This is a genomic window from Polaromonas sp. P2_G11, from assembly GCF_056403595.1.
In genome coordinates this window covers 1,210,951-1,236,980 of sequence record NZ_JBFUFE010000001.1, presented here as the reverse complement: position 1 = coordinate 1,236,980, position 26,030 = coordinate 1,210,951, and the positions used below count along the sequence as shown (strand labels likewise).

Annotated in this window: 25 protein-coding genes; 17 read left to right on the top strand and 8 right to left on the bottom strand. The window is 63.8% G+C overall.

The window, feature by feature from the left end:
- Nucleotides 1-5: 5 nt before the first annotated feature.
- From AC1DWQ_RS05985 to AC1DWQ_RS05955, 7 genes are all read left to right on the top strand, one after another.
- Nucleotides 6-263 (top strand): nitrogen fixation protein FixH, encoded by a 258-nt coding sequence (locus AC1DWQ_RS05985; protein WP_477668801.1) that lies wholly within the window; start codon nt 6-8, stop codon nt 261-263.
- 27 nt (nt 264-290) lie between these two features.
- Nucleotides 291-542, top strand: coding sequence for a hypothetical protein (locus AC1DWQ_RS05980; RefSeq protein ID WP_457281521.1), 252 nt, complete (start codon nt 291-293; stop codon nt 540-542).
- 28 nt (nt 543-570) lie between these two features.
- Nucleotides 571-1,845 (top strand): PAS domain-containing sensor histidine kinase, encoded by a 1,275-nt coding sequence (locus tag AC1DWQ_RS05975; protein WP_477668800.1) that lies wholly within the window; start codon nt 571-573, stop codon nt 1,843-1,845.
- On the top strand, nt 1,842-2,486 hold the full coding sequence (locus AC1DWQ_RS05970) for a response regulator (RefSeq protein WP_477668799.1): 645 nt from the start codon (nt 1,842-1,844) through the stop codon (nt 2,484-2,486). The genes AC1DWQ_RS05975 and AC1DWQ_RS05970 overlap by 4 nt, the downstream gene beginning before the upstream one ends.
- 108 nt (nt 2,487-2,594) lie before the next feature.
- Nucleotides 2,595-3,440: a universal stress protein gene (locus AC1DWQ_RS05965; protein WP_477668798.1), complete on the top strand. Its 846-nt coding sequence runs from the start codon at nt 2,595-2,597 to the stop codon at nt 3,438-3,440.
- A gap of 139 nt (nt 3,441-3,579) precedes the next feature.
- Nucleotides 3,580-4,014: a response regulator gene (locus AC1DWQ_RS05960; RefSeq protein ID WP_477668797.1), complete on the top strand. Its 435-nt coding sequence runs from the start codon at nt 3,580-3,582 to the stop codon at nt 4,012-4,014.
- Nucleotides 4,005-4,778, top strand: coding sequence for a helix-turn-helix domain-containing protein (locus AC1DWQ_RS05955; RefSeq protein WP_477668796.1), 774 nt, complete (start codon nt 4,005-4,007; stop codon nt 4,776-4,778). Before AC1DWQ_RS05960 ends, AC1DWQ_RS05955 begins: the two co-directional genes overlap by 10 nt.
- Before the next feature lie 15 nt (nt 4,779-4,793).
- Here AC1DWQ_RS05955 and AC1DWQ_RS05950 read toward each other — a convergent pair whose 3' ends face one another.
- Nucleotides 4,794-5,882 (bottom strand): fatty acid desaturase, encoded by a 1,089-nt coding sequence (locus AC1DWQ_RS05950; RefSeq protein WP_477668795.1) that lies wholly within the window; start codon nt 5,880-5,882, stop codon nt 4,794-4,796.
- A gap of 206 nt (nt 5,883-6,088) precedes the next feature.
- Between AC1DWQ_RS05950 and hemN the strand changes: the two genes are divergently transcribed.
- Entirely contained in the window at nt 6,089-7,471 is a 1,383-nt protein-coding gene (hemN, locus tag AC1DWQ_RS05945; RefSeq protein WP_477668794.1) for an oxygen-independent coproporphyrinogen III oxidase, read from the top strand.
- Nucleotides 7,472-7,485: 14 nt separating this feature from the next.
- Entirely contained in the window at nt 7,486-8,166 is a 681-nt protein-coding gene (locus AC1DWQ_RS05940) for a sulfite exporter TauE/SafE family protein (protein ID WP_477668793.1), read from the top strand.
- A 146-nt stretch (nt 8,167-8,312) separates the two neighbouring features.
- On the opposite strand, the gene AC1DWQ_RS05935 is transcribed toward AC1DWQ_RS05940, so the two are convergent.
- From AC1DWQ_RS05935 to AC1DWQ_RS05925, 3 genes are read right to left on the bottom strand one after another with little or no spacing between them, the layout of a single operon-like run.
- Nucleotides 8,313-8,768, bottom strand: coding sequence for a DUF2917 domain-containing protein (locus AC1DWQ_RS05935; protein ID WP_477668792.1), 456 nt, complete (start codon nt 8,766-8,768; stop codon nt 8,313-8,315).
- 30 nt (nt 8,769-8,798) lie between these two features.
- A complete protein-coding gene (locus AC1DWQ_RS05930) occupies nt 8,799-10,625 on the bottom strand; it encodes an AfsR/SARP family transcriptional regulator (protein ID WP_477668791.1) in 1,827 nt (608 codons plus the stop codon).
- Between the two features lie 8 nt (nt 10,626-10,633).
- Nucleotides 10,634-10,909 carry a DUF4242 domain-containing protein gene (locus AC1DWQ_RS05925; protein WP_477668790.1) on the bottom strand — a complete coding sequence of 92 codons (276 nt, stop codon included), beginning with the start codon at nt 10,907-10,909 and terminating at the stop codon, nt 10,634-10,636.
- A gap of 234 nt (nt 10,910-11,143) precedes the next feature.
- Between AC1DWQ_RS05925 and AC1DWQ_RS05920 the strand changes: the two genes are divergently transcribed.
- On the top strand, nt 11,144-12,559 hold the full coding sequence (locus AC1DWQ_RS05920) for a MipA/OmpV family protein (RefSeq protein WP_477668789.1): 1,416 nt from the start codon (nt 11,144-11,146) through the stop codon (nt 12,557-12,559).
- A gap of 71 nt (nt 12,560-12,630) precedes the next feature.
- Here the strand turns inward: AC1DWQ_RS05920 and mnmA are convergent, their stop codons facing one another.
- Entirely contained in the window at nt 12,631-13,845 is a 1,215-nt protein-coding gene (gene mnmA / locus AC1DWQ_RS05915) for a tRNA 2-thiouridine(34) synthase MnmA (protein ID WP_477668788.1), read from the bottom strand.
- A gap of 110 nt (nt 13,846-13,955) precedes the next feature.
- Here mnmA and AC1DWQ_RS05910 point away from each other — a divergent pair, with 110 nt between their 5' ends.
- Nucleotides 13,956-15,557, top strand: a complete 1,602-nt coding sequence (locus AC1DWQ_RS05910) for an OpgD/OpgG family glucan biosynthesis protein (RefSeq protein WP_477668787.1) — start codon at nt 13,956-13,958, stop codon at nt 15,555-15,557.
- Nucleotides 15,558-15,630: 73 nt separating this feature from the next.
- Here the strand turns inward: AC1DWQ_RS05910 and AC1DWQ_RS05905 are convergent, their stop codons facing one another.
- Nucleotides 15,631-16,146 (bottom strand): NUDIX hydrolase, encoded by a 516-nt coding sequence (locus AC1DWQ_RS05905; protein ID WP_477668786.1) that lies wholly within the window; start codon nt 16,144-16,146, stop codon nt 15,631-15,633.
- 8 nt (nt 16,147-16,154) lie between these two features.
- Nucleotides 16,155-17,156, bottom strand: a complete 1,002-nt coding sequence (locus AC1DWQ_RS05900) for a LysR family transcriptional regulator (protein WP_457281504.1) — start codon at nt 17,154-17,156, stop codon at nt 16,155-16,157.
- A gap of 139 nt (nt 17,157-17,295) precedes the next feature.
- On the opposite strand from AC1DWQ_RS05900, the gene AC1DWQ_RS05895 reads away from it, so the two are divergent.
- The 6 genes from AC1DWQ_RS05895 to AC1DWQ_RS05870 all read left to right on the top strand — a co-directional run bounded on the left by AC1DWQ_RS05895 (nt 17,296) and on the right by AC1DWQ_RS05870 (nt 24,754).
- Complete coding sequence (locus AC1DWQ_RS05895; RefSeq protein ID WP_477668785.1) at nt 17,296-18,831, top strand: CoA-acylating methylmalonate-semialdehyde dehydrogenase; 1,536 nt, start codon at nt 17,296-17,298, stop codon at nt 18,829-18,831.
- A 254-nt stretch (nt 18,832-19,085) separates the two neighbouring features.
- On the top strand, nt 19,086-20,201 hold the full coding sequence (locus AC1DWQ_RS05890) for a Re/Si-specific NAD(P)(+) transhydrogenase subunit alpha (protein WP_477668784.1): 1,116 nt from the start codon (nt 19,086-19,088) through the stop codon (nt 20,199-20,201).
- An 81-nt stretch (nt 20,202-20,282) separates the two neighbouring features.
- On the top strand, nt 20,283-20,609 hold the full coding sequence (locus AC1DWQ_RS05885) for an NAD(P) transhydrogenase subunit alpha part 2 (protein WP_011485418.1): 327 nt from the start codon (nt 20,283-20,285) through the stop codon (nt 20,607-20,609).
- Nucleotides 20,606-22,030, top strand: coding sequence for an NAD(P)(+) transhydrogenase (Re/Si-specific) subunit beta (locus AC1DWQ_RS05880; protein ID WP_477668783.1), 1,425 nt, complete (start codon nt 20,606-20,608; stop codon nt 22,028-22,030). The genes AC1DWQ_RS05885 and AC1DWQ_RS05880 overlap by 4 nt, the downstream gene beginning before the upstream one ends.
- Before the next feature lie 166 nt (nt 22,031-22,196).
- Entirely contained in the window at nt 22,197-23,885 is a 1,689-nt protein-coding gene (locus AC1DWQ_RS05875) for a long-chain-fatty-acid--CoA ligase (RefSeq protein WP_477668782.1), read from the top strand.
- Nucleotides 23,886-23,995: 110 nt separating this feature from the next.
- Nucleotides 23,996-24,754 carry a 5'-methylthioadenosine/adenosylhomocysteine nucleosidase gene (locus AC1DWQ_RS05870; protein ID WP_477668781.1) on the top strand — a complete coding sequence of 253 codons (759 nt, stop codon included), beginning with the start codon at nt 23,996-23,998 and terminating at the stop codon, nt 24,752-24,754.
- 98 nt (nt 24,755-24,852) lie between these two features.
- Here the strand turns inward: AC1DWQ_RS05870 and AC1DWQ_RS05865 are convergent, their stop codons facing one another.
- Nucleotides 24,853-25,842 (bottom strand): magnesium and cobalt transport protein CorA, encoded by a 990-nt coding sequence (locus AC1DWQ_RS05865; protein WP_477668780.1) that lies wholly within the window; start codon nt 25,840-25,842, stop codon nt 24,853-24,855.
- Between the last annotated feature and the right edge of the window lie 188 nt (nt 25,843-26,030).

Sequence of the window (26,030 nt, the reverse complement as noted above, 5' to 3'; positions counted from 1 at the left end):
CTTTCATGAATACCATTCCCACCCAAGCCTCCCCCTGGTGGAAGCACGGCCATGTCTGGCTGGTGATTTCCGGGCCCGCCGCCGTGGTCGTGGCAGGCGTGGTGACAGCCTTTCTGGCCGTCAAGTATCCGGATGCCGTGATAGGCGGACAGGAGCCGGCGCGGGCCTCGCGAACCAATGCGCTGCATCAACCCAAGGCGCTGGCGCCTGCCCTGGAGGGGCGCAACCACGCGGCCACACCCGACAAAACGGCTCGCCCCTGATCGCCTGCAACACAAAGAGGAGACACCATGATTTCAGCCAACAAGATACTGGGCATCGCCTGGCCGGCCTTTCTGTCGGCCTGCCTGCTGGAACTGCTGCTCTTCGGACTGTTCGACCCTGAGGAAATGCTGCGTTACGGGCAACCCGCGGGGCTGTCCCGGCTGGCGCTGCAGACCGCCGCCTTTTTTGTATTCTGGCTTGCTTGCGCGGCCTCCAGCGCCTTGACGGTGCTGCTGATGGGGCCTGTGCCGGCTTCCGCAGAAAGGGCCGGGCGGTAAGATCGGGTTCCACTCCCGAAGCTGCCCCATGTCCTTGTTCCCCCACATAGGTGACGCAGTGCCGAAGCGCCGGCGTTCCATGGCCGTCACGCTGGCCGTGATGGCAACCCTTACGCTGCTGGCCGCCGTCCATCTGGCATCCAGCCCGCAGTCGCTGCCGGGCCTGCCGCTGGTTACGGCGCTGGCCGCCGCCACTTGCGGCATCGCCTGGCTGCTGGCCGGGCGTGACGCGGCGCGAGACCGTATCGGCAAGCAAGCGCTGGAGGGCGCGGACGCGAGGCTGGCCGGCCTGCTGGATTCAGCCATGGACGCCATCATCACTGTGGACAAAGAACAGCACGTGATCCTCTACAACAAGGCCGCCGAGAAAATATTCGGCTGGCCCACGCGCGAGATGCTGGGCCAGCCTCTCACGCGCCTGATCCCGCAGCGGCACCAGGGCGCGCACGGCGAGCAGCTCAGGCGTTTCGGCCAGACCGGCACGACCTCGCGGCGCATGGGAGACGGCACGGTGCTTTACGGGCTCAGGGCCAGCGGCGAAGAGTTTCCCCTGGAAGCCTCGATCTCGCAGCTCGATACCGCGCACGGCAAGCTTTACACCGTGATCCTGCGCGACGTGACCGAGCGCGTGCGCGCCAGCGAGGAACTGAGCGCCTTCGCCTCGGCGGCCCACGCCATCCGCGAGAGCGAGAAAACACGGATCGCGCGCGAGCTGCATGACGAACTCGCGCAGTCACTGACAGCGATCAAAATGGACGCCACCTGGATTCGGGAAGCCTTGTCCCCGGATGCGGGTGCCGTGCGGGCCAAACTCGACGACATGCTTGGCTTGCTGGACACCACGGTGGCCGCCACGCGCCGCATCGCGTCGGATTTGCGGCCGCTGCTGCTGGACGACCTGGGCCTGGTGCCGGCCATCCAATGGCTCACCCACAACTTCACCCAGCGCCATGCCGTGGCATGCAAACTGTCGCTGGACGAGGACGTTGAACTGGCCGAACCGTATGCCACGGCGGTATTCCGCATCGTGCAGGAGTCGCTTGTAAACGTGGCCAAGCACGCGGGTGCGTCGCAAGTCGAGGTGCGCATCGCGAGGACTGACGCGGCCGTGGTTCTCGAAGTGGTCGACGACGGTGCCGGATTCGCCCTGGACGCGCCGCGCAAGCCCAGTTCGCTGGGCCTGATGGGCCTGCACGAGCGGGCCCGCTTGCTGCAGGGAACGGTGGACATAGACACCGCGCCGGGCCAGGGCACCCGCATACGGGTTAGCATCCCGGTGCCCGAAACAGGAGACATCACGTGATCAGGATTGTGATTGCCGACGACCATTCAATCGTGCGGGAGGGGCTCAAGCGCATCGTGTCCTCCATCGAGGACATGGAGGTCGCCGGCGAGGCCGGCAACGGAACGGAAGTCATGCAGCGCGTGCGCGAGCTGGCCTTCGACGTGCTGGTGCTGGACCTCTCCATGCCGGGGCGCAGCGGCATGGAGCTCATCAAGCTGATTCGCGGCGAAAAACCGCAGCTGCGCATCCTGGTCCTGAGCATGCACCAGGAGCTGCAGTACGCCGTGCGCGCGATCAAGAACGGCGCCAGCGGCTACCTGACCAAAGAGAGCGCACCGGACCAGCTGGAGCAGGCCATACGCAAGGTCGCTTCGGGCGGCGCCTTCATCAGCGCCGAGGTGGCGGAACAGCTTGCGTTGGGCGCGATGCCCGGTAGCCAGGCGGTTCCGCACGAGAGCCTTTCCAACCGCGAGTTCGAGGTGCTGCAGCTGCTGGTGGCCGGCGTCTCTCTCACGGACATTGGCACGCGGCTGAACCTGTCGGTCAAGACCGTCAGCACCCACAAGACCAACCTCATGCAAAAAATGGGACTGCAAAACCAGAGCGAACTGATCCGCTACGCCATCAAGCACGGGCTGGCCGAACCGCTGGACAGCTGAACGCTGAAAGCGGCCGCGCAAAGAGCATGGTGTTGACGAGGGTCAATACGGCCTTGGGTGCATCTGCCTACAGTCAGGGTATCCAAACTCTGCACCGGGAGGTGTTCCATGGGCAATGAACTGAAACAGCTGCTGGTCCACGCCGATGCCTCGCCGCAATTCGCGCAACGCCTTGAATTTGCCTGCCGGCTTGCCGCGCAGCATGGCGCCGGCATCACGGCGCTGTATGCATCGCCTTCGGCCTCGGAGGCGCTTCCCGTCGCCTCCGGCATCGGCGTCGGCCTGGCCGTGAGGCGGGAGAACGTGCAGGACACCGAACTGGCGCGGGCACGTTCGGTGTTCGAGCAGCTCAGGCCCGCGGGGTTGTCGGCCACCTGGGCTGAAGTTCATGAATTTCCGCTGGTGTCGGCCTTTGCCGAACAGGCGCTTTATGCCGACTTGCTGGTGCTGGGCCAGCACGGCCCGGGCGAGGGCTGGTCCACACTGATGCCGGCGGATTTTCCGGAGGCCGTGATCGCCCTGAGCGGGCGGCCGGCACTGGTGCTGCCCTACACGTCGGCAAAACCGGGTTTGCCGGGCAATGTGGTGATCGCCTGGAAGCCCACCCGCGGAGCCGCACGCGCGGTGACCGCGGCCCTGCCCATCCTGCGCAACGCAAACTCGGTGCATATCCTGAGCTGGGGCGTTGATGCCGTGGCGGCTACGGGCGCAGGTCCGAATATCGTCTCTTACCTGAAGATCCACGGTGTCCAGGCCAGCTGGCACCGGGAAAATGTGGAAGGCGCGGAACCCGGGAACCTGGGCGACCTGCTGCTGTCGCGCGCGTTCGATCTGCAGGCGGACTTGCTGGTGATGGGCTGCTATGGCCGCGCCCGCGCCTATGAATGGGTATTGGGCGGCGCATCCCGGACCGTCCTCAAAAGCATGACGCTGCCGGTTTTGATGGCGCATTAAGCGGGCGCGCTGGTCGGTACAGGCTCGGAAATTTCCGAGTCTGGATCGGAGCGCCGGTGCCGGCGAACCAGCCTTATCCGAGCCGGCCTTTCAGCAAAAGACGATGTCCCTGCCGCGCCGCCTGCGCGACAGTAGAGGCATGCAACACACCGCTTCACCCACCCGGGTCTTTCTGGCCGACGACTCCGCGCTGAGCCGCCGCAGCGTTGCCGAAATGCTTACCGCCCGGGGCGTGGTGGTCGCGGGCCAGGCCGATACGCCGGAGTCTGCGGTCTCGGGCATCCTGGCGACGCAGCCCGATGTGGTGGTGCTTGACGTGCAATTCGAGAAGGGCACGGGCATGCAGGTGCTGCAGTCCATCCTCAAAACCACGCAAGACATTCCTTTCATCATCCTCAGCAACCATGCCGAGGCCGCCTACCGTGCGCGCTACCTGGCTGCGGGTGCTGCCTGCTTCCTCGATAAACACGCCGAGTTTTACCAACTCGGGGACACCGTGGCAATGCTTGCGCAGCCGCGGCGTGTGGATCAATCCGTTTCTTCCTCCCAATCCAAGGAGTCATCATGCCTGTAGCCTGTTCATCCACCAGCGGCACTTCATCCGTCGGCGGCATTTCTTCCGCCGCCATCCTGCCGCTGAAGACTCCCTGCTCGAACTGCAATCTGCGCGACCTTTGCCTGCCCTGCGGCATGAAGCCCGCCGATGTGGGGGGACTGGACGATCTCCACTTCAGCCGGATCAAGGTCAAGGCGGGGCAGACGCTCTACCATGAGGGCCAGGCTTTCCGCAACATTTATGCGGTGCGCATCGGCACCTTCAAATCCAGCCTCACGCTCGCGGACGGCCGTGAGCAGGTCAGCGGCTTCCAGATGGCCGGTGAGCTGATGGGCCTGGACGGTATTGCCAACGGCGCGTATGCCAGCAACTCCACCGCGCTCGAAGACACTGAAGTCTGCACCATTCCCTACGACCAGATCAGCGGCCTGGCCGCGACCAGTGCCGACATGCAGCAGGCCGTCGGCCGGCTGATGAGCCGGGAGATCGTCAAGGAACACAGCCTGATGATGCTGCTGGGCAGCATGAACGCCGAAGAGCGGCTGGCCGCCTTCCTGCTTAACCTGTCGCAGCGGCTCAAGTTACGCGGCTACTCGGCCAGCGAGTTTCACCTGCGCATGTCGCGTGCCGAAATCGGCAGCTACCTGGGCATGAAACTGGAGACCGTGAGCCGCACCTTTTCCGCTTTCCAGCAACAGGGCATCCTTGAAGTCGACAAGCGCCACATCCGCATCCTTGACCATGCGGCCCTCAAACAGGTCTTCGACACGCGCGTCCACTGACAACCTGTTTACGGCTTAAACGGGCCCGGCCATCCCTTGCGAGGTCGGATTGCCGGAAAAATCCGTCCATTGCCGCCCCTCGAAGTCGTAAAGCTTGCAGCGGCGCGCCGTGTCGAAGTACCAGTGCCATGAAAAGGGCTGTACAACGATGTGGCCGGGTAGCCTGGCCTCCAGGACGGCCTGGGCCTGCTTGAGGCGGTACAGCGGCACGCCCATGTCGACGTGGTGGGCGGTGTGCTCCATGATGTGGTGCAGCGCCGCGCCGAAAAACGAGTTGAAGGTCAGGTGCACGGTGGTGGAGACAAAGGGGTTTGCGTCGGACCAGCTCTTTTTGTTGTCGTACCAGGCGATCTGGGTGTGCGTGTGGTGCACGTAGACCACAAAGCCTATAAGGCCGTTCCACACCAGCAGCGGCAGGAAAAAGCCGACAGCCAAAAGCCAGAGTGCCGACTGGCCGGTAGACCATGCCGTGACCACAAGGCCCGCGACCCAGGCAGCGGCAGCGGCGGTGACCAGCAAGCTGTCCGCGACAAAAATGCCGCGCCGTGTGGGCATCACGGCTTTGGACGGGAAGTAAAGCCGCTTCCACCAGATTTCCACGAGGTAATAGAGCCAGGGCGTCCAGCCGCTGCGGTAGACGCGCTCCAGCCATCGCTTCCAGGCGGGCAGGCGTTCATAGGCCTCAAGAGTTGCGGGCTGCCAGACGAAATCAAAGCCGCTGAGGTTGGTGTAGCCGTGATGCACGATGTTGTGCCCGACGTCCCACAGGCTGTAGGGTGTGAGCGAGGGCAGAAAAAGCAGGCGGCCCAGCCAGCGGTTGAGTTTGCGGTGTGAGGTGAAGCTCTGGTGGCACGCATCGTGGCCGAGGATAAACAGCCTGGCGATCATGAACCCCGCCAGCAGGGCCATGAGCACCTGGAGGGCGGGGTGGTCCGCGAGCACCGCCCCGGCCATGCATGCAGCGAACAGGGCAAGGTCCATCAGGGCCAGCGCCAATGCAAGGCCGGTGTTTTTGGTCGAGACGGGAAGAAGCCAGGAACGCAGGACTTTTCGGTGCGGAAGAACAGTAGCTTGGGTTACTTGGATTGCTTGTGACAGGGACATGAGATGAAGGGTTGGCAGCCGGGGCCGTCCACCCAGGGCAATGGGGAAGCCGCCAGCTTACGGCGTGCCCTTCGCGGCGATTTGACGCAGGTCAAGAACAGGGCAGACGCGTCCGGCGGCCCCACCTTGCGCCCTCGTTGATCCACATCAACGCAGCCGGGGCGGAGGGGCGGCACAGTGGAGGCCTCACATTCCCTAAACATTCCATGCCCGCTGTATTACCCCAGGCCCTTCGACGGTTCGACATCACCGGGCCGCGCTACACCTCCTTTCCCACAGCGGACCGTTTTGTCGAGGCCTTTACCGCCGTCGACCATAGCCGCGCGCTGGACGACAGACGCGTGCGGGCCGAGACATCGGCGGCGCCGCTGTCGCTGTATGTGCACATCCCGTTTTGCGAATCGCTGTGCTACTACTGCGCCTGCAACAAGATCATCACCAAGCAGCACAGCCGCGCCACCGCCTACCTGGGCTATCTTGAGCGCGAAGTGGCCCTGTACACGGCGCGACTGGGGCAGGGGCAGCCCGTTAGCCAGCTGCATCTGGGCGGGGGCACGCCGACTTTTTTGTCCGACGCGGAACTCGCACGGCTCATGGACATGCTCAGAGGCAACTTCGACATCGCGGCCAGTGCGGAAATGGCCATCGAGGTAGACCCACGCACTGTGGACAACACGCGCCTGGCCGCGCTGGCCGCCCTGGGCTTTAACCGACTGAGCTTCGGCGTCCAGGATTTTGACCCCGATGTGCAAAAAGCCGTGCACCGCGTCCAGCCCGCCGAACAGGTGTTCGCGCTGGTCGCGCAGGCGCGCGCGCTCGGGTTTGAATCCATCAATGTGGACCTGATCTACGGCTTGCCGCGGCAGACACAGACGTCCTTCGCGCGCACCATACGCCGGGTCGAGGAGCTCAGGCCGGACCGCATTGCCCTCTATGCCTATGCCCATTTGCCGGAGCGCTTCAAGCCGCAGCGGCACATCCCAACGGCGCTGCTGCCCGCGGCCGAGGACAAGGCCGCCATGCTGGCCGAGGCCATGCAGCGTTTGCAGGGCGCGGGTTACCGCTACATCGGCATGGACCACTTCGCGCTTGAGAACGACGCGCTGGCCGTGGCCAGCCGCGAGGGCCGGTTGCACCGCAACTTCCAGGGCTATAGCACCCAGCCCGACCGCGACCTGGTGGGTCTGGGCGTGTCGGCCATAGGCGCGGTCGGCGCCACCTACAGCCAGAATGCCAAGGACCTGGAGGAATACTGCGACCTGCTGGATCAGGGGCGCTTCCCGGTTACGCGCGGCCTGGCGCTAAGCCGGGACGACCTGGCGCGCCGCGCGGTGATCATGGCCATCATGTGCCAAGGCCGGGTCTGGTTCGAGTCGATAGAACTCGCCTGGATGCTGGACTTCAAGGCCTACTTCGCGCCCGAGCTCGAACGCCTGCGCGAACTGGAGCACGCCGGCTTGGTCGTGCTGTCTGACACCGGCATCGAAGTGACGCCCGAGGGGCGCTTCGTGCTGCGCGCGGTGGCCATGGTGTTCGACCGCTACCTGCAGTCCGACCTCAACCGCAGCCGGTTTTCGCGCATTATTTGATTGCGGCGCCGCCCATGTCTTACGCACTCGCCATGACGGCCTTGCTGATGGGGCTGGCCGGCGGACCGCATTGCGCCGTGATGTGCGGCGCTGCCTGTGGCGGTCTCCGGCGCGTGGGCCCGCAGCGGCAGGCACATTCACCGCTGGTCTTTCAGGCCGGGCGGCTTGTAGGCTATTCCGCCGCGGGCGCGGCGGCAGCCGTGGCGGTGCAAAGTTTTGCCTGGATTACGGAGCAGGCCGCCGTGGTCAAGCCGCTCTGGGTGCTGTTTCACCTGGCCGTGCTGGGCTGGGGCCTGATGCTGGTGGTGAAGGCCAGCCAGCCGGCCTGGGCCGACCGCGCGGGCCGCTCCGCGTGGTCCAGGGTGGGTGCCGTGGCCGCATCGCGCGGCGGCATGTTCTCGGTGGGCGCGTTGTGGGCCTTTATGCCCTGCAGCCTGCTTTATTCGGCGCTGCTGGTGGCGTCGCTCAGCGGCGGACCGCTGCAAGGTGCGCTGGCTATGGCGGCTTTTGCGGTAGGTAGCGGCGTCTCCCTGTTGCTGGCGCCGCAACTACTGGCTGGGCTTCGGCGCGCTGGCAATAGGCTGGGCGGGCAACTTGGCGTGCGCCTGGCTGGCGGGGTGTTGGTGCTTGCCGCCGTGCTCGGTTTGTGGGGCGACATGATGCACCGCATCGCGCAGTGGTGCGGGCTCGGCTGAGGCCATGCGGCGCCCGGCCTGTGTTCACCGGTGGCATCCGCCGCGGTGGCGATGGCATGCAGCGCTAAAAAAGAGCGTCACGGCGTGTTTGCTATCAATTTAATAGCTGTTTGCGCTCATCCGATAAGGGTTGATGGCTTTTTTCCTCAAGGGTGGCCTGACCCTCGCGCCCCGCCGCCTTCCAGCGTGATGAACACGTGGCGGTCGCTGACCGCATGATGGCCACGCGCGCGTCTTGCGCCTGCCGCGGCGCTGAGGGCCAGCGCCGCGAAGCCGCGGGCCGCCAAAAAGGCCAGGAAGGCCGTGCCGCTCAGGGGCCGGGCGAGCAAGGCACTGACGAAGCCCGGGCGACAAGGCTCCCAGTGCAGACTCACGCCCTGCGCGGTTCCTGCGGATTCAACCACTGCGTTCTTGTTGGTGCCAAGGCGCACGCGCTGGCCGGCTTCGATGAAATGATCCCCGGGATCGTTGTGGAGCGTCAGCCAGAGCCGGCCGTGCAGCACCGTCAGTTCGCCGCCGCGCCGCGGCAAACGCAGCGCTTGGCCGGGCACCAGGCGCCGGATGCCGCTGAGCGATACGGCGTCGTTTGATTTCGCATTCATCATCAGCCTCTTTGGATGTGGCAACCGCAGTCATAGCCCGGCAAGGGCGTGCAGCGCGGGGTTGTCGATCTGGCCGGCAAGCAGCTTCGCCGCCGCCGCGCTCGCACCGTCGCCGAGCGCCGCGCGGTGCAGGCAGGCGCGCACCGTCAGTTCGCGCATGCCGCTGCGCGCAGCGAGGTCCTGCATTTCGTTGATCCAGGCCGAGGCCTGGGGCATGGCTTGTGCCACAGCGACATCACACAGCGCGTCGAGGGCATATGCCTTGGCCCACAGGTAGGCATCAGGAAGGCGTATGCAGCGCGTCAATGCGTCAGCGAGTATTTCGACGGCGCGCTGCGGTTCCCCGCGCGCCATCGCCACGCGCCCCAGGCCTCGGCCGGCAATGCCTTCCCAGCATGGGTCGCTGAGCTGGCAGCCGAGCGCGAAGGCATGCTCGTAGCGGTTCGCGGCCGCATCCACGTCGCCGCGCAGCAGGTCGATCTCGGCCCGCAGCGATTGCGGCCACGGCACAAAGGCGGTCCAGCCTTGCCGGGCCAGTGCCACCGAGCGGTCCAGGGCGTCGGCGGCGGCCTCGGGTTCACCGTGCAGCAGCAGCGCGCGGCCCAGCATGGACAGCGCGTAGGCAAGTTGCCGGCTGTCGCCGACGCTAGCAGCCAGCACCTCTGCTTCGCGTAGCTGGCTGATGGCGGCTGTGTAATGCGCAGTGTCACTGAGCGCAGCGCCCTGCACGGTGGCAATGCGCGCTTGCTCCGCGTGGTCGCCGGCTGCCATCGGCGTCGCGCGTTGCAGCCAGGCCAGCGTGCGTTCATAGCGGCCGCGCAGGAATTCGACGTAGCCGAGCTCGCGGCACGCGGCGGCGGCGAGTGCCGGCGAAGCCTCGTGGCCGACCTCCAGTGCTTCGTGAAGCGCCGTAGCGCCCTCTTCGTCGCGTCCGCGGGCGGCATGCACCAGCGCGCCGCCCAGGGCCACACGCGTGCGCGCGCGCAGCGCCGCGTCGCCGGTGGCATCGGCTTCCACGATCGCGCGGCGCAGGCATTGCAGGCCGGCATCGAGCGCGCCGGCGCTGATCGCCGCCTCCCCGGCTTCCAGCTGTGCCAGCGCCGCGGCGCGCCCGGTGGCGGGCCGCGCGGTGGGCGCTGCGGTGAGCGTGCGCAGGGCGGCGTCCAGCGTGGCGCCGGGTTGCACGCCGAGTTCGCGCTGGAACAATTCACGGCAGGCTGCGGCCTGGCGCGCGGCGCCCACGCCGTCACCCGCGGCCGCGAGGCTGCGCACCAGCAAAGCCTGGTAGTTCTCGTCAAGCGGGTTGTGCCGTACCAGTCGGCCGGCCAGCGCGGCTGCTTCTGTCATGGCGCCCGCGGCCATGCGAGCCAGTGCGGCTTCGCGCAGCACGGCTTCGGCGGCGGCCTGCAGATGGCGGCGCTCCGTGGCAAGCCAGACCTCGAAGGCCGGGCTGCCGGAAAAATTCATGCCTTCCAGCAACTCGTGATCCAGGCCGGGCACATACAGGGCTTGCGCCCAGCTACCCGACAGTACGGCGCTGAGGTCGACGTAGGTGGCAGGCTCCAGTGAAAGCGCCAGCAGATCGCCGCGCAAATCTGCGGTGCCGAGCAGGCGCCGCAGCTCGCTAAGGTTCCAGCGCAGGGCGGCCAGCGGATCTTCGGCATCCTCGAACAGCAGCTGCGCCAGGTGCTTGCGGCTGACCGGCGCATCGCTGCGGACCAGGTAGGCGAGCAGGCCCCAGACTTTGTGCCCGCGTGGCGCCGGCACGGGCTGGCCTCCGCGCTCCGCCCGCGGCGGGCCGAGCAGGTGGATGGCCAGCCCCAAAGGCGGCGCGTCGTTCGGGGCTGGCGAGTTCACCGGCTGCCTCAGGCTTCGGCGGTGGTGGGGTCTATGGTGGTGGTGACTCGCGAGACGGTGTCCGCCGGAAAGCCACCCCTGCGCGCGTGTTCCTTCACGAGTTCCTCGCTGGCCGCGTTGTAGATGCAGTACATCTTGCCGCCCGTCACATAGCTTTGCACCCACTGCACATCAGGCCCCAGTTCCTGCAGCACACCGCAGGATTTCTGGGAGATGGATTGCAGCTCGGCGGGCTTCAGGGCCCCGAGTCCGGGGATGGCACGTTCGATCACGAATTTGGGCATAACAGGCTCCGTTAAGTTAGTGGAGACCCGAAGATAGGCAGTGTACGTGTGAGCCGGCGTGTGAGAAAGACGCCCGGATCGAATCAATAAGGGGAATGGCGCGGTGTCGGCCTATCCGATTTGTACCCGTTTTCTTACAAATCGGCCGGAGCGGATGCGTTGTTCGTGGATAGCATCGGAGTGTGTGCCCCCTGACCGGCTGCTGCAACATCCCCCACTTTCAAAAAAAACATGATGAATCGCTCCCCTTTGCTCCTTTTGCCACACCGAGTTCTGCGCGGAGCTGCTATTGCGGCTGCCGGGCTGTGCGCGGCCCTGCCGGCCTTTGCCGGCGGCAACACTGAGCCGCTCACCGACATCCTTTCTTCGCCGGGCAGTGTCGGGCTGGGCCTCGTGACCCGGATCGAGCGTTCGCCCTACAAGGATGCCGGCACGCGCTACGACCTGTTGCCGCTTTACCTGTATGAGGGCGAACGGCTTTTCCTGCATGCCAACCGGGGCGGCATCAAGCTGCTCAACGGCACCGAGCGGCGCCTGGACCTTTTTGTGGAGCAGCGCCTGGAGGGCTTTCCGACCGAGCGCCTGCCCGCCAGTCTGGCCGGCATGTCGCCGCGCGACTCGGGCCTGGACCTGGGCCTAGCCTACCGCTGGCGCCAGCCCTGGGGCACGTTGCAGGCCGAGCTGGTGCATGACATCAGCAACACGTACAAGGGCAACGAGTTCCGTCTGGGCTACACCTACGACTGGCGCTCGGGCCCCTGGATGTTGCGCCCCAATGTGACCGTGGGGGTGCGCGACGCCAGGCTCAACAACTATTACTACGGAGTGCAGGCCAGTGAGGCAACGGCCGGGCGGCCTGCTTATGCGCCGGGCTCGGGCGTGCAGACCTCGATTGGCCTGTACGGCTCCTATGACCTCACCGAGCGCTGGCGTCTGCTGGCCGGTGTGTCGGCCACCCTGCTGGACAACAAGACCAAGAACAGCCCCATCGTGCAAAAGAGCGTGCTGCCCGCCGTGTATGTCGGTGCGGCCTATGACTTCGGCGGCCACAAGCGCGAGTGGGCAGAAGACGGCTCACCCACCTACTTCAAGCTGCTGTACGGCAAGTCAACCGAAGACGGCTGCCACCTGGCCAAGATCATCACGGCGCAGTGCCTGTCGACGGCGAAGGTCAATTCGACCCGCATTACCGGCATTCAGGTGGGCAAGCCCTTCCTGAACAACGTGAACGGCTGGCCGCTCGACTTCATCGGCTACGTGGGCCTCACGCACCACGATGAGCGGGGCCTGCAGGCCAATGGCGTGCAACTGGACCTGTTCATGAAGGCCGTTTACTCGGGCTTCCCGTGGAGCGACCGGGTCAAGACGCGGCTGGGATTGGGCGTGGGCGTCTCCATGGCGCAGCGGGCGCCCTACATCGAGTCGTCCAGCCTGGCGGCAAACGGCAAGTCGGCCTCGCGCATGCTCAATTACCTGGACCCGACCATTGACGTGAGCCTGGGCGACCTGATCGGCTACCGGCCGCTCAAGGACACCTTTATAGGCTTTGGTGTGTCGCACCGCTCGGGCATTTTTGGTTCGTCGCGCCTGCTGGGCAACGTCAACGGCGGCTCCAACTACATTTACACCTACGTTGAAACCGCGCTTTGAGTCGTTTTGCTATTGATTTAATAGCTGCTTGCGCAATACCATAATGGCTTTCGGCCTGATTTGAATGAAAATCAGGCGTAGACTGCCCGGACCGGCACAGCCGGCTGGTTCTGCACATTGCTGGTGGCAATCACGCCGCCACCCAGGCAGACATCGCCCTGGTAGAGCACAGCCGACTGGCCCGGCGTCACCGCCCACTGGGCATCGGCAAACACCAGTTCGCAGGCCGCACCGTTAGCGCTGCGCAATTCGCAGGGCGCGTCGGCCTGCCGGTAGCGTGTTTTGGCCGCCATGACACCGGGCGTCGGTGCATGTCCCGCCACCCAGCTGCAGTCCTGCGCCTGGAGCACGGTGGATTGCAGCCAGGGGTGATCATGGCCCTGAACCACCCACAGCGTGTTCGTTTCAAGGTCCTTGCGTGCCACAAACCAGGGTTCGTGCTCGCCCACGCCGCGTAACCCGCGTGCCTGCACGGCCTTGAGCTCGGCCCCTTTGGCCTTCACGCCGCCTATGCCCAGGCCCTGGCGCTGCCCCAGCGTGTAGAAAGACAGGCCCACATGCTCACCGAGCACGCGGCCCTTGTCGTTCTTGATGGGGCCGGGCTCTTTGGCAATGTAGCGATTCAAAAATTCGCGGAAAGGCCGCTCGCCGATAAAGCAGATGCCCGTGGAGTCTTTTTTCTTCGCGTTGGGCAGGCCGATCTCGTCGGCAATGCGCCGGACTTCGGTCTTGCGCAGCTCACCCACAGGGAACAGCGTTTTGGAGAGCTGTGACTGGTTCAGCCGGTGCAAAAAATAGCTTTGATCTTTGGCCGGGTCCAGGCCCTTGAGCAGTTCGTGCAGGCCGGTGGCTTCATTGCGACGCACCCGCGCATAGTGGCCGGTCGCGATTTTTTCGGCGCCCAGGCGCATGGCATGGTCCAGAAATGCCTTGAACTTGATTTCGGCGTTGCACAGGATGTCGGGGTTGGGCGTACGGCCAGCCTGGTATTCGCGCAGGAACTCGGCGAAGACGCGGTCCTTGTAGTCGGCTGCGAAGTTGACGTGCTCGATCTCGATGCCGATCACGTCGGCCACGGCGGCGGCGTCGACAAAATCGATGTTGGACGAGCAGAACTCGCTGTCGTCGTCATCTTCCCAGTTCTTCATGAAGATGCCGATAACCTCGTGCCCCTGCTGCTTGAGCAGGTGCGCCGTCACGGCGGAGTCCACGCCTCCGCTCAGGCCAACAACGATCCGTTGCCGCTTGCCGTCGTGGCTGTGTGTGTTGATTTGCGGGTTGCCCATGGCTCTATTGTAAAAAGATGAAAGCGTTTGCGCCTGTCCGGGCTTTCCGGCCCTGCTGGCCGTGCGGCCGGCGGCACAATGGAACTCCCTTTCTTGCAGGAGCTGCCACTTTGCAACGACGTCAATTTCTTTCCCGCACCGGGCAGGCCGTCACGGCCGCCGGCATCGCCACCGGGTTGCCATGGCTTTCGTCACTGGCCCAGGCTGCGGGCCTCAAACCCGTGGGCAAGGCCCAAGCCTTCGATTACGCGATGCTCAAGGGCCAGGCGCGCGACCTGGCCGCCAAACCCTACCGGCCCCGGCCTGCGGCCTTGCCGGCCGGTATTTCGGACTTGAACTGGGACCAGCACCAGGCCATCCGCTTTAGGGACGACCATGCCTTGTGGGGCGATGACAAGCTGCGCTTCGTGGCCAAATTTTTTCACCTCGGCCTATTCTTCAAGACGCCGGTGCGCATGCATGAAGTGAGCAATGGCCAGGCACAGGAACTGGCCTATGACCCGGCCATGTTTGATTACGGAAAAAGCGGCGTGCGGGGCGACAAATTGCCCGTCGATCTCGGTTTTGCCGGCTTCCGGCTGAACTTCCACACCGATCCGGTGCGTGACGTGGCGGCCTTCCTTGGCGCAAGCTACTTTCGCGCGGTGGGAGGCGAATGGCAGTATGGCCAGTCGGCACGGGGCCTGGCCATCGACACGGCGCAAACTTTCCCGGAAGAGTTTCCGGATTTCATCGGCTACTGGCTCGAAAAGCCGGACCCGAAAGCGGCTTCACTGACCGTCTACGCCCTGCTGGACTCGCCGAGTGTCAGCGGCGCCTACCGCTTTGTGATCACGCCGGGCGACACGCAGGTCATGGACCTGGACGTGGCGCTGTATCCGCGCAAAACCATTGACCGCATGGGCATCGCGCCGTGCACCAGCATGTTCCAGACCGGCGAAAACGACAAACGCATGGGCTGGGACTGGCGCGGCGAAATCCACGACACCGACGGCCTGGCCATGCACAGCGGCACGGGCGAATGGCTGTGGCGTCCACTGACCAATCCGGCGCAATTGCAGTTCAACGCCTTCCAGGACGAGAACCCGCGCGGTTTTGGCCTGATGCAGCGCGATCGCAACTTTGACCACTACCAGGACGACGGCGTGTTCTATGAAAAACGCCCGAGCCTGTGGGTTGAGCCCAAGGCGGGCTGGGGTGCGGGCGCGATACAGCTGGTGGAAATTCCGACCGCGGACGAAACCTTTGACAACATCGTGGCCTTCTGGAACCCCAGGGACAAGCCGCAGGCAGGGCAGGAGTTGCTGTTTTCCTACCGGCTGCACTGGGGGGGCGAACCGCCCGCCGCGCAAGGGCCGCTGGCGCGCTGTGTGGCCACACGTACCGGCCTCGGCGGCGTGGTCGGGCAAAAGCGCACCGCCTACACGCGGCGTTTTGCCGTCGATTTTGCGGGCGGCGACTTTGCCTTGCTGAACCGCGGGGCCCAGGTCAAAGCCGTGATCACCGCTTCGCGCGGCACGATTGAATTGACGTCGGCCCGGCCGCTGGACGCCATCAAGGGGTGGCGTGCCATGTTCGACCTGCGCCCCGATGGCGACAGCACGGCACCCATCAACCTGCGCATGCATTTGCAGGTCGACGGCCAGTCATTGACGGAGACCTGGTTGTACCAGTGGACGCCGCCGCCGGTGGCGCAACGAATTCTTTATTGAGGATTGCGCTGGCTGTCAGCGGGAAAGCGGGGTCCCGTTGGCGCTGCCAAATCATCCACGGCAGCGGTGCTTCCTACTTCTGGTTCAGCGGTGCATGCACGCTGGCATCCGTGGTCACCAGATCAAGCGGGAAGCGCCTGCCTGCCAGGTAATCTTCCATGCAGGTCAACAAGAGAGGGCTTCGGTGCATGTGAGCGCTTGCTCTTATTTCGTCGGCCGTCAGCCAGACCGTGCGCACAATGCCCTCATCCAGCGCCTGGCCTGCCACGTGCTCGCCCAGTTCGCCGCAGAACGCAAAGCGCAGGTAGGTGATGTCTTCGGATTCTTCCTGCCCGATGAGGGCCCGCTCAAAGCGGGAGAGATAGACACCCACAATGGCGGTGGGCGTGAAATGGAAGGCGGTTTCTTCCAGTGTTTCGCGCACGCAACCCTCAAAGGGACTTTCACCGGGATCCAGGTGGCCGGCGGGGTTGTTGAGCTTCAGGCCGTCCCGCGTTTCCTCTTCGACCAGCAGGAACCTGGAGACACCGCCCGTCTTTTTTTCAATCACCGCAGCGACCGTGACGCTGGGTTTCCATCGTTTAATCATGCGCCGGATTATCCGTGGCCTTGATGACCGGGGTCCTGACCGGCCGGCCAGGTGTGTTTGCTAGCCGAAAATCCGGCAGCGAAACTCTCGCGCAAATGTGCCACAAGGCATTGCACCGCCTTGGGCACTTGCTGCGACCAGGGCCTGAGGGCGTAAATGCGCTCGCCGAAAAATCCCTGCACCTGCCACTCGGGCAGCACCTGCACAAGCGGCGACGGCGATGGCACCGCGCTGCCACCCGCAGGTGCGCTGAAATCCGGCAGCAGGCCGATGCCCAGGCCCGCCACCAGCGCTTCGCGCAGCACTTCGCTGTTGTTGGCCTTCAGTGTGCCCGTGATGTTCACGCCAACTTGCTCGCGGGATTTGCGCTTGCCGCTGCGCACGAAGGTCCAGCTGGCGGTGTTGTGGTTGCCCAGGTAAAGCAGGCAATCGTGCGCGGCCAGGTCTGACGGCTGCGCAGGCACGCCGCGGCGCGCCAGGTAGTCGGGGCTGGCCAGCAGGATGGAGCGCGTTTCGCACAACACCCAGGCCACATGGGTGTCGGGCGGCGCATTCGTGTGTCGTATCGCCAGGTCGAAGCCTTCATTGGCAAGGTTGACAAAGCGGTCGGTGAGTTCCAGTTCGATATGGATCTCGGGATAGCGCTTGAGGAAGGCCGCAACGCAGGGCGCCAGGTGCTGACGCCCGAGCGCGACAGGTGCTGTCACGCGGATCAGCCCGCGCGGGGTTTCCACCAGGTCCTTCACGGCGGAATAGCTCTCGCTGATGCGGTTAAACGCCGGCTGCATGTCGTTCACCAATTGCTGGCCAGCCTCCGTCAGGCCTACGGAGCGCGTGGTGCGTCGCACCAGCGTCACGCCGGCGGCGCGCTCCAGCTCACTGATGCGCATGCTGGCCGAGGCCTTGGACATCCCGAGGCGGCGCGCCGCTTCGGTAAAGCTGCGTGTAGCCGCCAGGATGGTCAGCAGGTGAAGATCGGCGACAAGGGGCGATAGCTGGTCGGAAGACATGGAGGTCGAGAGGTCTATTGTTCAAAAATATGAACAATGTAATCACAAAACGGGGCATTATCAATTCGGCTGCGCAGCCCTAGACTGCGGTGAACCCCCAACGGCCAGTCCGGTGCCGCCACCTTTCAAGGATTGCAAAATGTCTTTATCCCCTGCTGCCTCCGCTTCACAAGCCACCATCGGCCACTACCTGAATGGCCGTGTGGCCGCGCCGTCTTCCGGGCGTAGCCAGGAAGTCTTCAACCCTGCAACGGGCGCGGTGTCGGGTTATGTCGCGCTTGCCAGCGGAACGGAGGTCGATGCGGCCGTGGCGTCAGCCCAGGCCGCCTTTCCCGCCTGGGCCGACACGCCGCCACTGCGCCGCGCGCGCGTGCTGTTCAAGTTCCTGGAACTGCTCAACCTGAACAAGGACAAGCTGGCCCACATGATCACCGCCGAGCACGGCAAGGTGTTCACCGACGCCCAAGGCGAGGTCTCGCGCGGCATCGACATTGTTGAATTCGCCTGCGGCATTCCGCAGCTGCTCAAGGGCGACTTCACCGACCAGGTTTCCACCGGCATCGACAACTGGACGCTGCGCCAGCCGCTGGGTGTGGTGGCCGGCATCACGCCCTTCAATTTCCCGGTGATGGTGCCGATGTGGATGTTCCCGGTGGCGATTGCCGCCGGCAACTGCTTTGTGCTCAAGCCCAGTCCCATCGACCCCAGCCCCAGCCTTTTCATGGCCGACCTGCTCAAGCAAGCCGGCTTGCCCGACGGCGTCTTCAACGTGGTGCAGGGCGATAAAGAGGCGGTCGACGCCCTGCTGGTGCACCCGGACGTGAAGGCCGTGTCCTTTGTTGGCTCCACACCGATCGCGAACTACATCTACGAAACCGGCGCACGCCACGGCAAGCGCGTGCAGGCACTGGGCGGCGCGAAGAACCACATGGTGGTCATGCCCGACGCCGACCTGGAGCAGGCGGTGGACGCATTGATCGGCGCGGGCTACGGCTCGGCCGGCGAACGCTGCATGGCGATCTCTGTGGCTGTGCTGGTGGGCAATGTGGCCGAAAAACTCATTCCCATGCTGGAAGCGCGCGCCAAAACACTGGTGATCAAAAACGGTGTGGAGCTTGACGCTGAAATGGGCCCCATCGTCACATCGGCCGCGCACCAGCGCATTACCGGCTACATCGAGACGGGCGTGAAAGAAGGCGCCAAGCTGCTGGTGGACGGCCGCACCTTCACGGGCGCCAAGGCCGGCCCGGGCTGCGGCAAGGGCTTCTGGATGGGTGGCACGCTGTTTGACCATGTCACGCCCGACATGCGCATCTATAAAGAAGAGATTTTTGGCCCGGTGCTGGGCTGCGTGCACGTGAAGGACTTCGCCGAAGCGGTGAACCTGATCAATGCCCATGAATTCGGCAACGGCGTGAGCTGCTTCACCCGGGACGGCCACGTGGCCCGCGAATTCAGCCGCCGCATCCAGGTCGGCATGGTCGGCATCAACGTGCCGATCCCGGTGCCCATGGCCTGGCATGGCTTTGGTGGCTGGAAAAAAAGCCTCTTCGGCGACATGCACGCCTATGGCGAAGAGGGCGTACGTTTCTATACCAAACAAAAGTCCATCATGCAGCGCTGGCCAGAGAGCATCGGCAAGGGCGCCGAATTCGTGATGCCGACAGCCAAATAGAAATAGCACGCCAGCCATCAAGGCAAACCGGCCCCAACCGCCATGTATTGGCAGGCGGGGCTTTTTTTATTGCGTGGCTTGACTCGGGTCAAAAACTGTAGACTGCCCTGACAAAAAATTGCAGAAATCTCATGTAAGCTTCATGACAGGTACAAAAGCGGATACGCAGATAAAGACACCGAGACAGATCGCGCGCAAGCCCGCCTGCGGGCTGACGTCAATCAAACCAACACCAACGTACTGAGGAGAGACCCATGCTCATTGGGGTACCCGCCGAAATCACGGCCGGAGAAACACGCGTCGCCATCACGCCCGAAACGGCCAAAAAGCTCAAGGCACAAGGGCATACCGTCCGTGTGCAGTCCGGCGCCGGGGTGGCTGCCAGCGTTCCCGATGAGGCCTACACGGCGGTCGGCGCAGAGATCACCGACGCGGCGGGCGCTTATGGCGCTGATATCGTGCTCAAGGTCCGCTGCCCGCTGGACAGTGAAATGGGCCTGGCCAAAGCCGGCGGTGTGCTGGTCGGCATGCTCAATCCTTTTGATGCCACCGGGCTGCAGCGCCTGGCTGCGGCCAAGCTGACGTCCTTCGCGCTGGAGGCCGCGCCGCGCACCAGCCGCGCGCAAAGCATGGACGTGCTGTCTTCGCAAGCCAACATCGCCGGCTACAAGGCCGTGATGATGGCCGCTGCCGAATACCAGCGCTTCTTCCCCATGCTCATGACGGCGGCCGGCACGGTCAAGGCCGCCCGCGTGGTGATCCTGGGCGTCGGCGTAGCCGGCCTGCAGGCCATCGCCACCGCCAAGCGCCTTGGCGCCGTCATTGAAGCCAGCGACGTGCGCCCGAGCGTCAAAGAGCAGGTCGAATCGTTGGGCGGTAAATTCATCGATGTGCCCTACGAGACTGACGAAGAACGCGAAGCCGCGGTCGGTGTGGGCGGCTATGCCAAGCCCATGCCGCCGAGCTGGCTCGAGCGGCAAAAGGCCGAAGTCGCCAAGCGCGTGGCGCAAGCCGACGTGGTCATCACCACAGCCTTGATCCCGGGCCGCCCGGCGCCGGTGCTGGTCACCGAAGACATGGTCAAGGCCATGAAGCCCGGCAGCGTGATCGTCGACCTGGCCGCACCTCAAGGCGGCAACTGCCCGCTGACCGAACCCGGCAAGACCGTGGTCAAGCACGGCGTGACGCTGATCGGCCAGACCAACGTACCGGCCCTTGTCGCGGCGGATGCCAGCGCGCTCTATGCCCGCAACCTGCTCGACTTCCTCAAGCTCATCATCACCAAGGAAGGCACGCTCAATGTCGACCTGGAAGACGACATCGTCGCAGCCTGCCTGATGACGCAGGGCGGCGAGGTCAAGAAGAAGTAACCCGTTCGGGACTCATCGGATCAATTGGATTTAATCGGACAAGCCGGGCTCACGCCCGCGTAGTCCCTCACGGAGAAGACCATGGATGCAGTGTCACCCACCATCATCAACCTGATTATTTTTGTGCTGGCCATCTACGTGGGTTACCACGTGGTGTGGACCGTCACGCCGGCGTTGCACACACCGCTGATGGCGGTGACCAATGCGATTTCGGCCATCGTGATCGTGGGCGCGATGCTCGCGGCCGCACTGACCGAAACACCACTGGGCAAAACCATGGGCGTGCTGGCCGTGGCGCTGGCGGCCGTCAACATCTTCGGCGGCTTTCTGGTGACGCGCCGGATGCTGGAGATGTTCCGCAAGAAAGAAAAAAAAGTCGCCGCGCCCGCTGAAGGAGCCGCCAAATGAGCATGAATCTCGTCACGCTGCTGTACCTGGTAGCCTCCGTTTGCTTCATTCAGGCGCTCAAGGGCCTGTCACACCCTACCAGCTCAATCCGCGGCAACCTGTTCGGCATGGCCGGCATGGCGATTGCCGCGCTGACCACGGCGGCGCTGATTGTCGAGATCTCGGGCGGCAAGGCCCTCGGCATGGGTTACGTTCTGTTGGGCCTGGTGGTCGGCGGAGGCTATGGCGCCTGGCGCGCCAAGACGGTCGAAATGACCAAGATGCCCGAGCTGGTGGCGTTCTTTCACAGCATGATCGGTTTGGCTGCGGTCTTTATCGCTGTGGCCGCCGTTGCCGAGCCATACGCTTTTGGCATCGCCGCCAAAGGCAACCCCATCCCCACCGGCAACCGGCTGGAGCTGTTTCTCGGCGCCGCCATTGGCGCCATCACCTTCAGCGGCTCGGTGATCGCCTTCGGCAAACTGTCGGGCACTTACAAGTTCCGCCTGTTCCAGGGCGCACCTGTGCAGTTTGCCGGCCAGCACAAGCTGAACCTGGTGCTGGGCCTGGTGACCATCGGCCTGGGGCTGGTGTTCATGTTCACGGGCAGCTGGCCCGCCTTCTTCGCGATGCTGGCAATGAGCTTCGTCATGGGCGTGCTGATCATCATTCCGATCGGCGGCGCCGACATGCCGGTGGTGGTGTCCATGCTCAACAGCTACTCGGGCTGGGCCGCGGCCGGTATCGGCTTTTCGCTCAACAACTCCATGCTGATCATTGCCGGCTCGCTGGTCGGCTCGTCGGGCGCCATCCTCTCGTACATCATGTGCAAGGCGATGAACCGCTCCTTCTTCAACGTGATCCTGGGCGGCTTCGGCGGTGAGGCCGGCACCGCCGCCGCAGGCGCCAAAGAGCAGCGCCCCGTCAAGTCGGGCTCTGCCGACGACGCTGCCTTCATCCTGGGCAATGCGGAGACCGTGATCATCGTGCCGGGCTACGGCCTGGCCGTGGCGCGCGCCCAGCACTCGGTCAAAGAGCTGGCGCAAAAGCTCATCGACAAGGGCGTCAACGTCAAATACGCGATCCACCCGGTGGCCGGCCGCATGCCCGGCCACATGAACGTGTTGCTGGCCGAGGCCGAAGTGCCCTACGACCAGGTGCATGAAATGGAAGACATCAACGCCGAGTTCGGCCAGGCCGATGTCGCCATCATCCTGGGCGCCAACGACGTGGTGAACCCCGCCGCGCACGTCAAGGGCAGCGCGATCTACGGCATGCCGATTCTGGAGGCCTACAAGGCCAAGACGGTCATCGTCAACAAGCGCTCCATGGCGGCTGGCTACGCGGGCCTGGACAACGAACTCTTCTACATGGACAAGACCATGATGGTGTTCGGGGACGCCAAAAAGGTGATCGAAGACATGGGCAAGGCCATCGAGTAATCGCTGGCCGCCGGGTTTTCCCGCGGCGGCGAGCCGCGGGCGCACCCCGATTTAGAGAGGCTTCCCTCCTGATTTCCCGGGTTTCCTAGGGAAAACGCAATAGCCACGAAGAGGGCACGCCATGAGAATCCATGGCAGTAAGCAATACGTAATGGAGAAGACAAACATGAATGCAGCGACCCTTGACCGCCCATGGCTCAAAGCCTATCCGCCGGGCGTTCCTACCGATATCGACGCGTCCCAGTACCCGTCGCTGGTCGCATTGATGGAGGAAAGCTTCAAGAAACACGGCAGCCGCGTCGCCTACAGCTTCATGGGCAAGGACGTGACCTTCGGCCAGACCGACAGCCTGTCGCTCGCCTTCGGCGCCTACCTGCAGAGCTTGGGCCTGGCTAAGGGCGACCGCGTTGCCATCATGATGCCCAACGTACCGCAGTACCCGGTGGCGGTGGCCGCCATCCTGCGCGCCGGCTATGTGGTGGTCAATGTGAACCCGTTGTACACGCCGCGCGAACTGGAGCATCAGCTCAAGGATTCGGGCGCCAAGGCGATCGTCATCATCGAAAACTTCGCCAACACGCTCGAGCAATGCATTGCCGCCACGCCCGTCAAGCACGTGGTGTTGTGCGCCATGGGTGACCAGCTAGGCATGCTCAAGGGCGCGCTCGTCAACTACGTGGTGCGCAACGTCAAGAAGATGGTGCCGGCCTTCAACCTGCCCGGCGCCGTGCGTTTTAACGACGCTGTGGCGCAGGGCACGCGCCTGACGCTCAAGCGGCCCGACATCAAACCAGACGACGTGGCCGTGCTGCAATACACCGGCGGCACCACAGGTGTCTCCAAGGGCGCCGTTCTGCTGCACCGCAACGTGATCGCCAATGTGCTGCAGTCCGAAGCCTGGAACAGCCCGGCCATGGCGGCCCTGCCGGCCGGCGAGCAGCTCACGTATGTCTGCGCGCTACCGCTGTACCACATCTTCGCGTTCACCGTGAACATGATGCTGGGCATGCGCACCGGCAGCAAAAACATCCTGATCCCCAATCCGCGTGACCTGACGGCCGTGCTTAAAGAGCTCTCCAGGCACAAGATCAACAGCTTCCCCGCGGTCAATACCCTGTTCAATGGCCTGGCGAATCACCCGGACTTCAACACCGTGGACTGGTCGCACCTGAAGATTTCTCTGGGTGGCGGCATGGCTGTGCAAGGCGCGGTGGCCAAGCTGTGGCTCGAGAAAACCGGCTGCCCGGTCTGCGAAGGTTACGGCCTTTCCGAGACATCACCCTCGGCCAGCTGCAACCCGACCAACAGCAAGGCCTTCACCGGCACCATCGGTGTGCCGATTCCCGGCACTTACTTCAAGCTGCTCGATGACGACGGCAATGAAGTCCCGCAAGGCCAGCCCGGCGAAATCGCCATCAAGGGTCCGCAGGTCATGGCCGGCTACTGGCAGCGCCCCGACGAGACCGCCAAGGTCATGACGCCCGACGGATACTTCAAATCAGGCGACATCGGCGTGGTCGATGAAAACGGCTTCTTCAAGATCGTCGACCGCAAGAAAGACATGATCCTTGTGAGCGGCTTCAATGTCTATCCGAACGAAATTGAGGATGTAGTGGCCAAGCTCGACGGCGTGATGGAATGTGCCTGCGTAGGCGTTGCCGATGAAAAGTCCGGCGAAGCCGTGAAGCTGGTGATCGTGAAAAAGAATCCCGAGCTCACGGAAGCACAGGTGCGGGAATACTGCAAAACCAATCTCACAGGCTACAAACAACCGAAAGTGGTGGAGTTCCGTACCGATCTGCCCAAGACGCCGGTTGGCAAGATCCTGCGCCGCGAACTGCGCGACAAGAAATAAACGGCAAGTTTCAGAGCTCGCCGCGCATGCGCGGCAGGTTTTCTAGAGGGCAGCGCAAGCTGCCCTTTTTTCTGCGCCCCCGGTGTTGAAAGCGCGGGCAAAATCAGGGCATGACTTCCGTTGACATCTTCCCCCGTGCACCCACCGCCATCCTCAGCGCCCTTGCTGAAGAGCAGTCCGGCCTGATTGACCTGCTGGAAAACGCGCGGCAGGTGAAGCACGCTGGCCGCGAGTTCTGGCTTGGTGCCCTGCACGGGCACCCGGTCGTGCTGGTGCTCGCGCGTATCGGAAAAGTGGCGGCAACCACCACGGCGGTGGCGCTGATCGAGCACTTCAAGGTCGGCCGCATTGTATTCACCGGTGTGGCCGGTGGGCTGGGCGAAAGTGTGAATGTGGGCGATGTGGTGGTGGCCGACAGTTTTGTGCAGCATGACATGGACGCCTCACCGCTGTTTCCCCGCTATGAGGTTCCGCTGTATGGCAAGACGGTTTTTGAAAGCAACGCGGCTTTGACGGCGTTATTGCACGCGGCGGCGCTGGCTGCCGGTACTGTGCCGGCGTATCCGTCTGCGCGTGTCCACCGCGGGCTGATGATCAGCGGCGACCGCTTTGTCTGCGGTGCGCAGGAAGCCGCCGGTATCCGTGCGGCACTGATTGCAGCAGGCCACACGCCGCTGGCGGTCGAGATGGAGGGTGCGGCCGTGGCGCAGGTCTGCCATGACTACGGCGTGGCGTTTGCGTCGGTGAGAACGATTTCCGACCGCGCCGACGACACCGCGCACGTGGACTTTCCGGCATTTGTGGCGGAAGTGGCCAGCGTCTACGCGCGTGCCATTGTTGAGAAGTTGCTGCCGGCGATTCCCGTTTAAAGTGTTTGCTATCTATTTGATAGCTGCTCGCGCTTGTCTGTATTGGGTTGGATCCTGATTTGATACCTGGGGTGCATCCCGCGGCAGCTTGAGAGCGGCTATTTCAGCCAGCCCCGCTTGCGGAAATAGATCATCGGCACCAGTGCACTGGCCACCATCAGCGCGATCACATACGGATAAGCCGCCGGCCCCAGAAGCTGCAGTTCGGGGAAAGACATATTCATGCCGTAGATGCTGGCGATCAGCGTAGGCGGCAGCAGCGCGACGCTGGCCACCGAGAATATCTTGATGATCTTGTTCTGGTTGATATTGATGAAGCCTACCGTGGCATCCATCAAAAAGTTGATCTTGTCAAAGAGGAAGGCGGTGTGTGAATCGAGCGAGTCGATGTCGCGCAGAATCTGCCGCGCTTCCTCGAACTGCTCGGCGTTGAGCATCTTGCTGCGCATCATGAAGCTGACCGCGCGGCGCGTGTCCATCATGTTGCGGCGGATGCGGCCGTTCAGGTCTTCGTGGCGGGCAATGGCGCCCAGCACTTCGCCGGCCAGGGCGTCGGTCACGTCGCCCGACAACACCTGCGCGCTGACTTTTTCGAGCTCGACATAAACGCCTTCCAGCGTGTCGGCGGAATACTCGGCGTCGGCGTCAAACAGCTTGAGCAGCACCTCCTTGGCGTCTTCGATAAGCCCCGGGGCGCGGCGCGCGCGCATCCGCAGCAGGCGAAAAACCGGCACGTCTTCGTCGTGGATGGAAAACAGCACACCCTTGCTCTTGAGGTCGTCGTTGACCAGGTTCAGGATGAAAGCCACCCGCACGGTGCGCGGCTCTTCGTCGTCGGCAATCAGGAAGTCGGAGCGGATGTGCAGCTCGCCGTTGTCTTCCTCGTAGAAGCGCGCGGACTCTTCAATGTCCTCGTCCATCGCGTCTTCCGGAATGGACAACCCGTAGTACTGCTTGATCCAGCGTTTTTCTTCGAGGGTGGGAGACTCCAGATCCACCCAGATGGGCTGGAATTTGGAGAGTTCTTCCAGGGATTCGATTTCTTCCTGGAAAAGCCGGCCGTTGGCCAGCGTGAAAATATTGAGCATGACTGACTGCCTATCGGTTCAAGGGCCGGCACAAGGCGAACGCTCAGGCCTTGCGCGAAAGCGCGGTAAAAGGGCGGTGGGATATGGCATCGCTTTCAACCCCCTTTCAACGTGAGCCTTTGCAAGCCTGGCGTCAGTCTGCGGTGTTGAAAGCTAGCAACTAGGGCTACTTTCCAAGGATTTCTCCG

Coding starts and splice junctions, on each gene's coding strand:
- AC1DWQ_RS05890 (WP_477668784.1), top strand. CDS start 19,086: ATGCTCATTGGGGTACCCGCCGAAATCACGGCCGGAGAAACACGCGTC.
- AC1DWQ_RS05870 (WP_477668781.1), top strand. CDS start 23,996: ATGACTTCCGTTGACATCTTCCCCCGTGCACCCACCGCCATCCTCAGC.
- AC1DWQ_RS05965 (WP_477668798.1), top strand. CDS start 2,595: ATGGGCAATGAACTGAAACAGCTGCTGGTCCACGCCGATGCCTCGCCG.
- AC1DWQ_RS05905 (WP_477668786.1), bottom strand. CDS start 16,146: ATGATTAAACGATGGAAACCCAGCGTCACGGTCGCTGCGGTGATTGAA.
- AC1DWQ_RS05985 (WP_477668801.1), top strand. CDS start 6: ATGAATACCATTCCCACCCAAGCCTCCCCCTGGTGGAAGCACGGCCAT.
- AC1DWQ_RS05960 (WP_477668797.1), top strand. CDS start 3,580: ATGCAACACACCGCTTCACCCACCCGGGTCTTTCTGGCCGACGACTCC.
- AC1DWQ_RS05895 (WP_477668785.1), top strand. CDS start 17,296: ATGTCTTTATCCCCTGCTGCCTCCGCTTCACAAGCCACCATCGGCCAC.
- AC1DWQ_RS05900 (WP_457281504.1), bottom strand. CDS start 17,156: ATGTCTTCCGACCAGCTATCGCCCCTTGTCGCCGATCTTCACCTGCTG.
- AC1DWQ_RS05980 (WP_457281521.1), top strand. CDS start 291: ATGATTTCAGCCAACAAGATACTGGGCATCGCCTGGCCGGCCTTTCTG.
- AC1DWQ_RS05885 (WP_011485418.1), top strand. CDS start 20,283: ATGGATGCAGTGTCACCCACCATCATCAACCTGATTATTTTTGTGCTG.
- AC1DWQ_RS05925 (WP_477668790.1), bottom strand. CDS start 10,909: ATGCCCAAATTCGTGATCGAACGTGCCATCCCCGGACTCGGGGCCCTG.
- AC1DWQ_RS05920 (WP_477668789.1), top strand. CDS start 11,144: ATGAATCGCTCCCCTTTGCTCCTTTTGCCACACCGAGTTCTGCGCGGA.
- AC1DWQ_RS05950 (WP_477668795.1), bottom strand. CDS start 5,882: ATGTCCCTGTCACAAGCAATCCAAGTAACCCAAGCTACTGTTCTTCCG.
- AC1DWQ_RS05935 (WP_477668792.1), bottom strand. CDS start 8,768: ATGAATGCGAAATCAAACGACGCCGTATCGCTCAGCGGCATCCGGCGC.
- AC1DWQ_RS05865 (WP_477668780.1), bottom strand. CDS start 25,842: ATGCTCAATATTTTCACGCTGGCCAACGGCCGGCTTTTCCAGGAAGAA.
- hemN (WP_477668794.1), top strand. CDS start 6,089: ATGCCCGCTGTATTACCCCAGGCCCTTCGACGGTTCGACATCACCGGG.
- AC1DWQ_RS05975 (WP_477668800.1), top strand. CDS start 571: ATGTCCTTGTTCCCCCACATAGGTGACGCAGTGCCGAAGCGCCGGCGT.
- AC1DWQ_RS05880 (WP_477668783.1), top strand. CDS start 20,606: ATGAGCATGAATCTCGTCACGCTGCTGTACCTGGTAGCCTCCGTTTGC.
- AC1DWQ_RS05940 (WP_477668793.1), top strand. CDS start 7,486: ATGTCTTACGCACTCGCCATGACGGCCTTGCTGATGGGGCTGGCCGGC.
- AC1DWQ_RS05875 (WP_477668782.1), top strand. CDS start 22,197: ATGAATGCAGCGACCCTTGACCGCCCATGGCTCAAAGCCTATCCGCCG.
- mnmA (WP_477668788.1), bottom strand. CDS start 13,845: ATGGGCAACCCGCAAATCAACACACACAGCCACGACGGCAAGCGGCAA.
- AC1DWQ_RS05955 (WP_477668796.1), top strand. CDS start 4,005: ATGCCTGTAGCCTGTTCATCCACCAGCGGCACTTCATCCGTCGGCGGC.